Origin of the sequence: Kocuria atrinae C3-8 (genome assembly GCF_000286355.1) — a bacterium.
GTDB classification, from domain to species: domain Bacteria; phylum Actinomycetota; class Actinomycetes; order Actinomycetales; family Micrococcaceae; genus Kocuria; species Kocuria atrinae_A.
In genome coordinates, this window is the sequence record NZ_AJXN01000176.1 from 1 (window position 1) to 9,781 (window position 9,781).

7 protein-coding genes and 3 pseudogenes are annotated in these 9,781 nt (G+C 64.4%); 6 read left to right on the forward strand and 4 right to left on the reverse strand.

The window, feature by feature from the left end:
• Positions 1-160: 160 nt before the first annotated feature.
• The 5 genes and pseudogenes from YO9_RS21815 to YO9_RS0115230 all read left to right on the forward strand — a co-directional run.
• Positions 161-400 (forward strand): annotated as a pseudogene (locus tag YO9_RS21815) (histidine kinase); the annotation flags it as partial.
• A 469-nt stretch (positions 401-869) separates the two neighbouring features.
• Positions 870-1,517: a response regulator gene (locus YO9_RS0115215; RefSeq protein ID WP_016998269.1), complete on the forward strand. Its 648-nt coding sequence runs from the start codon at positions 870-872 to the stop codon at positions 1,515-1,517.
• Positions 1,518-1,623: 106 nt separating this feature from the next.
• The gene (locus tag YO9_RS0115220) at positions 1,624-2,373 is read left to right on the forward strand and encodes an alpha/beta fold hydrolase (protein WP_016998270.1); all 750 of its coding nucleotides are present in this window, start codon (positions 1,624-1,626) and stop codon (positions 2,371-2,373) included.
• The gene (locus YO9_RS0115225; RefSeq protein WP_031273464.1) at positions 2,370-3,137 is read left to right on the forward strand and encodes an ABC transporter ATP-binding protein; all 768 of its coding nucleotides are present in this window, start codon (positions 2,370-2,372) and stop codon (positions 3,135-3,137) included. The genes YO9_RS0115220 and YO9_RS0115225 overlap by 4 nt, the downstream gene beginning before the upstream one ends.
• Before the next feature lie 413 nt (positions 3,138-3,550).
• Positions 3,551-4,963, forward strand: coding sequence for a hypothetical protein (locus YO9_RS0115230; RefSeq protein WP_223286681.1), 1,413 nt, complete (start codon positions 3,551-3,553; stop codon positions 4,961-4,963).
• Here the strand turns inward: YO9_RS0115230 and ypfJ are convergent.
• The 4 genes and pseudogenes from ypfJ to YO9_RS0115250 form a co-directional block, all read right to left on the reverse strand.
• Positions 4,960-5,882 (reverse strand): annotated as a pseudogene (gene ypfJ, locus YO9_RS0115235) (KPN_02809 family neutral zinc metallopeptidase). The gene YO9_RS0115230 and the pseudogene ypfJ overlap by 4 nt on opposite strands.
• A 160-nt stretch (positions 5,883-6,042) precedes the next feature.
• On the reverse strand, positions 6,043-6,663 hold the full coding sequence (locus YO9_RS0115240; RefSeq protein ID WP_016998273.1) for a CbiQ family ECF transporter T component: 621 nt from the start codon (positions 6,661-6,663) through the stop codon (positions 6,043-6,045).
• Positions 6,660-7,432, reverse strand: a pseudogene (locus YO9_RS21820) (energy-coupling factor ABC transporter ATP-binding protein). Before YO9_RS21820 ends, YO9_RS0115240 begins: the two are co-directional and overlap by 4 nt.
• A 3-nt stretch (positions 7,433-7,435) precedes the next feature.
• Positions 7,436-8,068, reverse strand: coding sequence for a biotin transporter BioY (locus YO9_RS0115250; RefSeq protein WP_223286682.1), 633 nt, complete (start codon positions 8,066-8,068; stop codon positions 7,436-7,438).
• A gap of 112 nt (positions 8,069-8,180) precedes the next feature.
• On the opposite strand from YO9_RS0115250, the gene YO9_RS0115255 reads away from it, so the two are divergent.
• Positions 8,181-9,779 (forward strand): ABC-F family ATP-binding cassette domain-containing protein, encoded by a 1,599-nt coding sequence (locus tag YO9_RS0115255; protein ID WP_016998277.1) that lies wholly within the window; start codon positions 8,181-8,183, stop codon positions 9,777-9,779.
• Positions 9,780-9,781 lie beyond the last annotated feature (2 nt).

The window sequence follows — 9,781 nt, forward strand, 5'->3', positions numbered from 1 at the left end:
CTATCACCGGCGTCGGCGTCAGGCACGTCTGGGCCGTTTGACGCCCATCGAGTTCGAGACCATCATGAACACGACCGTCGCACTGGCGGCGTGACTACAACCTGTCACCTAACCGTGCAGCAGTCCCAGGGTCGCTGACGCGACCAGCACGCCAGATGCGGTGGCTGCCTTCGCTTTCTTCCTGTTCGCCGCCGCCCTGGGCGCTGCCATTCGCTACTACGCGTATACGCGTGCCCGGGACATCGACCAGGCCAAAGCTCGGGAGCGCGAACAGCTTGCACGGGATCTCCACGACACGGTCGCGCACCACGTCTCCGGGATCGTCATCCAAGCCCAGGCCGGCCGTGCCGTCGCCACGTCCCACCCCGAGCGTGCCGTTGAGGTCCTCGCCGTCATTGAGGACGCCGCGTCGCGAACCTTGACCGAGTTACGCAGCATGGTCGGTGTCCTGCGCACCACTGAGGGCGCGGACTTGGCGCCACGCCGGGGCGTGGCTGACCTGGCGCAACTCGCGGGTGAAACCGAGGGCGGGCCACAGATCGACGTCGAGCTGTCCGGCGATCTAGACAATCTCAGTCCCGCGGTCGGGGCCGCGCTCTACCGCCTGACCGAGGAGTCGGTCACGAACGCGAGACGGCACGCCCGTTACGCAACGCGGGTTTCCGTGCGGGTCGTGGGTGACGTCGAGCGGGTGCAGCTGACGGTCGATGACGACGGCGCTCCAAGCACGGCCGGCAGCGCCCGTCCGGCTACGGCCTGGTCGGTATGCGCGAACGCGCCAAGCTCCTGGGTGGCACATTCCACGCCGGTCCGAGCGCGGACGGTGGCTGGCGAGTTGAAGCGACGCTGCCCCAAGGGGGAGGTCCCCAATGACCATCCGGGTACTGATTGCCGACGATCAGGACATCGTGCGCACCGGCCTGACGATGCTGTTGAACGCCCAGCCCGATATCGAGGTCGTGGGTGCCGCCACCAACGGACGACAAGCGGTGGACCTGGCGCGTCAGCTGCACCCGGACGTATGTCTGTTCGATATCCGCATGCCGCTCATGGACGGTATCGAAGCCACGCGCCAGCTGGCCGGACCGGAGGTCACCGACCCCCTGCCGATCGTTGTGATCACCACGTTCGATCTGGACGAATACGTCCTCGGGGCGTTGAAGGCCGGTGCCCGGGGGTTCCTGCTCAAGGACGCCGGACCTGCACTCCTGTCTCAGGCAATCCATGCCGCAGCTGACGGTGAGGCGCTGATCGCTCCAAGCGTCACCGTGCGCCTACTGACGGCGTTTGCCAGGTCTCAGCCGGAGTCGCCCGCGCAACCGATTGAACCGTTGACCTCCCGTGAAGAGGAAGTTCTCGTCACGGTGGCGCAGGGCCGAACTAACAGTGAGATCGCCGCGGATCTCTACATCAGCCCCAGCACCGTCAAGACCCATCTGGCCAGCCTGATGCGCAAGCTCGACGCACGTAATCGGGTCGAACTCGCGATGTGGGCTCATGAGACCGGCCGTACGTGAGGTTGGAGCGGGTTTGCTTCACAGCCCGGTAGGGGGGCCCATAGTGCGGGCGCGGCGTATGGCCCCGATCATGACCAGTGCTCTTTATAGCTCGTGGCGGTATCCTGTGAGTGTGACCGAACTAACACCCTGGTTCGAGGAGCGCGGTTCCGGTCCGACACTGTTAGCGCTGCATCCTGGCAATACTGATTCTCGTTCCCTCGAACCGTTGCTCGCGGAACTCGGCGGATACCGTCGCATCCTGGTCGACCGGCCGGGCCATGGCCGCTCGCGTGACGTTCAAGGTGAATGGCGATTCGATGACATGGCCGACTGCATCGCAGACGTGATCGCACCATCGGTGACTGAGCCAGTTCACATTTTTGGCTGGAGCGACGGCGCCGTCGTCGGTTTAGCTCTCACACTGCGCCATCCCCATCTCGTTCGTTCACTTGTATTCGGGGGCGCAGCCTTTCATCGAGACGGGTGGTTGACGGGCGTGCTCGACGGCGAGCCGCCGGCATTCTTGGCAGACGCGTATGCCGAGGTATCGCCCGACGGCGGTGAGCATTGGCCGGTCGTGGTGCGGAAGGCCCACGAGCTGCATCAGCGTGAACCCACCTACACTGTCGAGCACCTTCATGAACTCCGGGTCCCAACTCTCATCCTCGTCGGAGACGACGATGAAGTCAGGTTCGACCACCTGCTCGCCATGTTCAACGCGGTTCCAGATGCCGAGCTCGCTGTGGTCCCTCGCGCGACTCACGGCCTAATCGTCGAGAAACCCGAGTTGGTTGCCCGGCTGATCCGAGAATTTCACGCCGAAGAGAAGTCGGATGGGTTGGCTCCGATTCGGCGGGCAGAACCAGGATCATGAACAAAACCGACGAACCTGCCCTATCTATTCGCGGACTTCACAAGTCCTATGGATCGAAAGTCTCGGTAAACCGCGTGGATTTACATGTGCCGCGCGGTTCGTTCTTTGGGCTGGTCGGCCCGAACGGGGCAGGCAAAACGACGCTGTTGTCGATGGCCGTCGGACTATTGCGCCCGGACGCGGGCACGTCAGTGGTGCTGGGGTCGGATGTGTGGAGCGATAGATTGAACGCCAAGAGGCAGCTCGGCGTCCTGCCTGACGGATTGGCGTTGCCAGAATTCCTGACGGGCCGAGAGGTACTCACCTATTTGGGTCGTCTGCGGGGGCTCGACCCTGCGTTAGTGGATGCTCGGGCGCAGGAGCTGCTAACCATGATGGGCCTGGTCGATGCCGAGCGGACCCTCGTGGTGGACTATTCGACTGGCATGCGAAAGAAAATTGGGCTGGCCACCGCACTACTGCATGACCCCGGGTTGTTGGTGCTTGACGAACCCTTCGAGGCCGTGGATCCCTTATCGGCTGTGACACTGAAAAGGATCCTGACGCAGCTGGTGGCGCAAGGGCGCTCCGTCGTACTTTCCAGCCATGTCATGACACTGGTTGAAGAGCTCTGCGACACGGTCGCGGTGATGTCCAACGGCAGAGTTGTGGCCAGTGGCCCCCTCGCACAAGTACGCGGAAAAGTAACCTTGGATGAGGCGTTCGTCGCGCTGGTAGATCCCCATTCGGGCGGACCCGAAACGTTGTCATGGTTGGGGACCTAGTCCGGCTGAAACTCGCGCTGACCCGTAACCAGATCACCGGCGGGCGGGCATTCTGGGCGTGGAGCGGCGCTGTAGTGGGAACATGCATTGCCCTTGGCACGGTGGTCGTTGCCGCGTTTTCGGAGCCTGCGATCGTCGCTGACCTGCTCGGGGCCGCCTACATCACCTGGCTCATCGGCTGGATAGTCGGACCTTTGATGTCGCCCGCGCCACCCTTGCGCCCGGAGTATGTGACGATGCTACCGATTGGGAGGCATCGTCTTGCGGCGGGGCTTCTAGCGGCCGGATTCGTGGGGCTTGCTTCGGCGGTGACGGTTCTGTTGTTCTTCAGTCTTGTCGTCTACGGTGCACGATTGGGCATCGGACCTCTCCTCCTGGCATTACCCGTGGCGGTGATACAGGTCTGCGTTATCATGCTGATCTCACGGGCTGTACACGTAGTATTCGGCCGTCTTGCTCGTGCTCGCGCGGGCGCGGCCTTGAACGGAGCAGTACTGGCCACCGTCCTGGTGCTCATCCAGTCTGGCTGGATGGTGCTGGTGGGCCTGATGGTCTCCGGGTTCTTGGAACACGGTTTTCCGTCAAGTGTCTCGTCCGTGTTGCGCTGGGCGCCTTCCGGGTGGGGCTTGGTTGCCCTGGAAGCGGCCGGCAATGGCGACTGGTTGTGGGCGTTCATCGTCGTCACGTCGATGCTGGTCCTGGCCATGGGCCTACTCGCCGCGTGGGGTTCGACGCTCAGCGCCGCCCGAGGCGAACGCACGGTCGTTCGGGGATTCGCAAGACGTTCGACGTCGCGGCGGGGTCCCCTCACCCGACCGTTCACCGCGATCCTAGATAAAGAGCTGCGGTGCTGGTGGCGGGATCCCGCCCGTATCGCTGCAGTTTCCGCGCCGGTCACTTGGGGAGTACTCACTGGCGTCTTGCCGTTGTCCTTCGGCGCGGTTCAGCTGCTGCCGTGGGCCGGTACGCTCATCGCTGTCATGGCGGCTGCGTGGTTGGCCAACATGTACTCGTTCGACGGCACGGGGATTTGGATCACAGTACTCACGAGCACCGAGCGAATCGATGTCTGGGCGCGGCAATGGGCGTATCTCATGGTGTACGGGCCCATCGCCATTGCCGTCACGGTCGGGTTCACCGCTTGGAGTGGGCTGACCTGGGCTTGGCCCTGGGCGCTCACCGCTGTGACCGCAACCCTTGGTGTAGGTGCCGGGTTGATTGCATTCGCGTCGGTGGTCGCGCCGGAGCCCGGTCCAGATCCGCACAAGCGAAAGAACAACCCGGTTGATGGATCGGAGAGCATCGGTGTCGCCTTCCTGGTCTTCTTCGCCGCATGTCTGCTACCGCTGCCCAGCCTCGGCGTGGTGCTTTGGGGAACCGGAACGGAAAACCCTGTCCTGCAGTGGGCCGGAGTGCTGGCTGGTATCACCACAGGTGTACTGGCGACCGTGGGACTTGGCCGGGCGGCTGCTGCCCGGTTGGAGCGGACCGCCCCCGAATTGCTGCTGCTCATGCGTTCCGGGCGATCCGTGCCGGAAGTGTTGAAAGCCGATATGGAGTCGGATGACCAGTCGGTGGCAACGGGCAAGGACCTTGTCCTGATCTTCGGTGGTTTCGTCCTCGGACCGCTCGCCCTCTTTGCACAGGGATTAGTGCCAGTTATTTTCAAGGTGACTGGCAACCACGACGTGCGGGTATGGTTCCTGGCAATGTATCTACCCGAACCATGGGGTTGGCTGACCTGCATCGGCATGGTTCTTATCGGCGGAACACTTATGGCACAAGCAATTCGAGTGCTTCGCCGTCACAAACCACGCAACGACTAGCTTTGCAGCCCCGCCGGGCGATCCAGGTTGCGCGCGCGGAACGTGTCGCACTGCTTGATGTCACCGGTCTGGTAGCCGGTCAGGAACCATGCCTGGCGCTGTGCGGAGGATCCGTGGGTGAAGGACTCGGGGTTGGCGCGGCCTGGGTGGTCTCCTGGATCCGGTCGTCGCCGATGGCCTCCGCGGCGTTGAGCGCGTCTGCAAGCTGTTCCTTGGTGATCGGTTCCAAGCTCACGCTGCCGCCGGGCTGGGATGCGTGGTGGGCCCACATGCCGGCATAGCAGTCGGCCTGCAGCTCCACCCGCACGGCACCGGAGTCGGCACCTGCGGGTCCTGTTGGGCAATACCAAGTTGCCTGCAGGTTCTGGATGTGGTGGCCGACCTCGTGCGCCATCACGTACTCCTGCGCCAGTGCGTTGGCACTCGCGCCGAAGCTCTCACGCATCTGGTCGAAGAATCCCACGTCCAGGTACACGGACGTGTCGGCCGGGCAATAGAACGGGCCCACCGCAGCCGATGCCTGACCACAACCGGACTGCTCCACCCCTTCGTAGAGCATCACACCGGGGCGCTGGTACCGTTCGCCGGTGGCTTCGGGGTAGTAGGCACCCCAGAATTCGTTGAGGGAGTTGACGGTGGCGATCTGACGGCAGTCGTCGTAACGATCGGCGTCGGCACCAGTCTGGCAGCGTTCCGCCAGCTCCCGGTCCTGTTCCTCCACGCTGGTGATCGAGCCCTGCTGTTGCTGCTGGCCGCCGCCGGTCACCATGTCGATGCCGTCCTGGCCGAACAGCAAACCCGCCACGACCAGCAGGATGATGCCGCCCAGGCCACCACCGACCGCCACGCCACGGCCACCGCGTCCGCCGCCGGATCCTACCTGCGACGTATCCAGTCGCGAGTTGTCATTGAAACTCATGAGGGAAGCATAAGTCGCACTCGTGCATTTCCGGTCGTGTCGCGCGTTGGAAATTTACGACGTCGCTCGGGGACTCCTTCGCGTGGCTCACCTTCGCGCCCCACGCCAATAAGGAACCCAAGTCATCAGGGCATGATAGTGGGACGGTGCGGGCGGCGCGCTAATCCAACCCGCGGGCCGCGAGCGCCTCACCGGTCTGATGCGCGTAGTTCACGGTCGCAATGGTTGCGGGGGTGACCAGACGGACGGGGTTGGCGCGGATGGTGCGGGCGGTGGCGGCGTCGCGCAGTTCGCCCAGGCAACCGAACAGCCAGGGGACCGACCGGATCATGAGCGAGACGGCCAGGCCGATGCGCTCGGTGTTGACCCCGAACCACGAGAGTGGGGTGCACAGCCACACCAGGCCGTCGATGAGTCGGGGGAGTGGCGTGGTGCTGATGAGCAATCGCGAGAGACTGACGACCGCGAGCAAGGACAGCACGATCGACGCGGCCCGTGCCGGTCCGTTGAAGATCAGGTGGTAACCGCCCAGCAGAATCACCAGGAGCAATAGCGGCCGCAACGACGCCGCCCAGCGGTGCAGTCCCAGCCCGCTCACCACGGATGCCAAGGCCGTGAGCGCCAGAACTGCGAGCGAGAACTGCCAGTCGCGAAGGAGCATGACTGTGATGCACAGTCCCAAAATCAGGATGGCCTTCAGCGCCAGGGGACAACGGTGCAGGAGGGACCGCCCGGGAACGTAGGTCCCCAGGAGGTCGTCGCGGCGTACCTTCCGCCTCACAGGGACTGCCAATCCGGGAAGCCGTTGGCGCACCAGTTCTTGTACTGGGGGATCATCTCGGCCGGCGGCCCCTGGGCAATGATCCGGCTCTCGTGCACCACGGCCACGTGCTGTGCCGTGGACGCCAGATCCAGGTCGTGGGTGCTGATCAGCTGCTGTTGCCCCAGGTTGTCCAAGAGATCGATGAGCTTGAGCTGATTCCGCAGGTCCAACAGGGTGGTGGGCTCGTCCAGGATGAGCACCTGGGGTTCGGCGGCCAGGACCGCGGATAGCGCCACGAGCTGCCGTTCACCGCCGGAGAGATCGAACACACTGTGTGGGCCCTGTGCTCCAATCCCATGCGAACCAACCATTCCATGGCTTTCTCGGTGCGTTCCCGCCGATCGGGCACGTGGCGGCGCAGGGACAGCTCGATGTCCTCAATGGGAGTGGGCATGAGAATCTGCGACGCGGGATCCGTGAACACGAAACCTACTGCCGCACGCGCTTCCCGCGGAAAGGCCACGGGGTCGATGCTGTTGACCCGAACCACCCCGGATTGCGGCACCACCAGTGCGTTGAACAGCCGCAGCAGGGTGGATTTACCGGAGCCGTTGAGACCGATCCCCGCGGTGCGCGGTTCCCTGAACTCACAACTGACACGGTCGAGCACAGTGAACGGTCCCGTGGGGGAGTCCACGGTGAGGGTCACGTTGGCGCAGTAGAGCGACCCCGGGGATGCTTCGGGCACCAGGGGGTCGTAGCGTGAAGATCCGGACTTGCGCGTCATGTATTAGAGAACGGCTCCGGCCATGCGCGGGAAGGCACGGTGCACGGCCACCGCGATCAGGGCGGCGGCAGCGGCCTTGATCAAGTCGCCGGGGATGAACGCGAGGTCCGCTATCACTGCGGCGTTGAGGCTCAGGCCACCCACCAGGATCATGCCGATGACACCCAGCACGTGGGACAGGATCAGTCCGGCCACACCTGCCAGGAAGAGTTTGATACCCAGCCCGCGGCGCTTGTCGGGCGTGGCGGAGGTGGAGCCGGAGCGGCGTCGTACGCGTTCCTCACGAACGGAACGGTGGGCCAGGAACCCGACCAGCGCGGCGGCAAACGGGAACGAGAGCAGGTAACCGACCGAGGGACCGGCCAGTACACCCGGCCCGCCCACGAAGCCGGCGAAGATCGGCACGCCCAGCAGGCCGACCACCACGTACAGCGCGATGGCCAGGAAAGCGCGCCAGCCACCCAGGATCATGCCGGTCAAGAACACCGCGAGCGTCTGCAGGGTGAGAGGGACTCCGAGTGCGCCCACGGGGATAGCCGGGGCCAACGCCAGGACACTGGTCAGCGCGGCGAAAACCGCGATGTTGGCCAGGTCGAAGGAGTTGATTTTCCGGGGGGAACCTGTGGTTTCGCTCATGTTCACGGAGTCTAGTTCAGCCAGCGGGCTACCGCGGCTAGACTGGGTCGGTGCCCCGCAGGTTCGGGGCATCTCGTTTGCCCCCTCTTGTCTTCGGAAAGGCCTCTCCCTCTTGATCACCGTTACAAACCTCGAATTGCGCGCCGGGGCTCGCTTGCTCATGGACGAAGTGAATTTCCGGGTGGATCGCGGGGACAAGGTCGGCCTGGTGGGCCGTAACGGAGCGGGTAAGACGACCATGACCAAGGTGCTCGCGGGCCAGGCCCTGCCGGCCGCCGGTGACGTGACCCGCTCGGGCACCATCGGGTACCTGCCGCAGGACCCCAAGGTCGACGACATGAACCAATTGGCTCGCGACCGCATCCTTTCGGCTCGCGACCTGGCCGGGGTCATTGCCAAGCTGCGTCAGGCCGAGCAGGACATGGCCTCCGATGACGACGCCGTGCGGTCCAAGGCCATGCGACGTTACGACCGTCTCGAGTCAGAGTTCCTCGCCGGTGGCGGTTACGCTGCCGAGTCCGAGGCCGCCACCATCACGAGCAACCTGGACCTGCCCACGCGCGTGCTCGAACAGCCACTGCACACGCTGTCCGGTGGTCAGCGCCGGCGCGTGGAGCTGGCCCGCATCCTGTTCTCGGACGCGGACATCATGCTCCTGGACGAGCCCACCAACCACTTGGATCACGACTCCATCGTGTGGCTGCGCGACTTCCTCAAGAACTATCAGGGCGGCGTGCTGATGATCTCCCACGATGTGGAGCTCATGAACATGGTGGTCAACAAAGTGCTGTACCTGGACGCCAACCGCTGCGTGATCGACGTGTACAACATGTCCTGGAAAAACTATCTCCAGCAGCGCGAACAGGACGAGGCCCGCCGCAAGCGCGAGCGCCAGAACGCGGAGAAGAAGGCCGGGGCCCTGATGGACCAGGCCAACAAGATGCGCGCCAAGGCCACCAAAGCCGTGGCGGCTCAGCAAATGATTCGCCGTGCCGAGCGCCTCATGGCCGGGCTCGAGGGCGAGCGCCAGCAGGACAAGGTTGCCGCGATCCGCTTCCCCAAGCCCGCCGACTGTGGCAAGACCCCGCTCACCGCGGAGGGGCTCTCCAAGTCCTACGGCTCGCTGGAGATCTTCACGGACGTCGACCTGGCCATCGACCGCGGGTCCCGCGTGGTGGTCCTCGGCCTCAACGGTGCCGGTAAGACCACGCTGCTGCGCATGCTCGCCGGCCAGGCCGAACCGGACACCGGCAAGGTCGTCGCCGGCCACGGTCTCAAGCTGGGCTACTTCGCGCAGGAGCACGACACCCTGGACACCAGCCGCACCGTGCTGGAGAACATGAAGTCCGCCGCACCGGAGCTCCAGGACACCCAGGTGCGCACCATTCTGGGTTCGTTCCTGTTCCAGGGCGACGACGTCGACAAGCCCGCCGGCGTGCTCTCCGGCGGCGAGAAGACGCGACTGGCGTTGGCAACCTTGGTGGCGTCGTCGGCGAATGTGCTGTTGCTCGATGAGCCCACTAACAACCTGGACCCGGCCTCGCGCCGCGAGATCCTCAACGCACTGCATAACTACGAGGGCGCCGTGGTGCTGGTGTCCCACGATGAGGGCGCCGTGGAAGCACTCGAGCCCGAGCGCGTGGTCATGCTGCCGGACGGCATCGAAGACCTGTGGAGCCAGGAGTACCAGGACCTGATCTCGCTGGCCTAAGC

Bases quoted from the DNA above. Each gene is read 5' to 3' on its own strand.
- YO9_RS0115215 (WP_016998269.1), top strand. From the start codon at position 870: ATGACCATCCGGGTACTGATTGCCGACGATCAGGACATCGTGCGCACC.
- YO9_RS0115230 (WP_223286681.1), top strand. From the start codon at position 3,551: ATGCTGATCTCACGGGCTGTACACGTAGTATTCGGCCGTCTTGCTCGT.
- YO9_RS0115250 (WP_223286682.1), bottom strand. From the start codon at position 8,068: ATGAGCGAAACCACAGGTTCCCCCCGGAAAATCAACTCCTTCGACCTG.
- YO9_RS0115225 (WP_031273464.1), top strand. From the start codon at position 2,370: ATGAACAAAACCGACGAACCTGCCCTATCTATTCGCGGACTTCACAAG.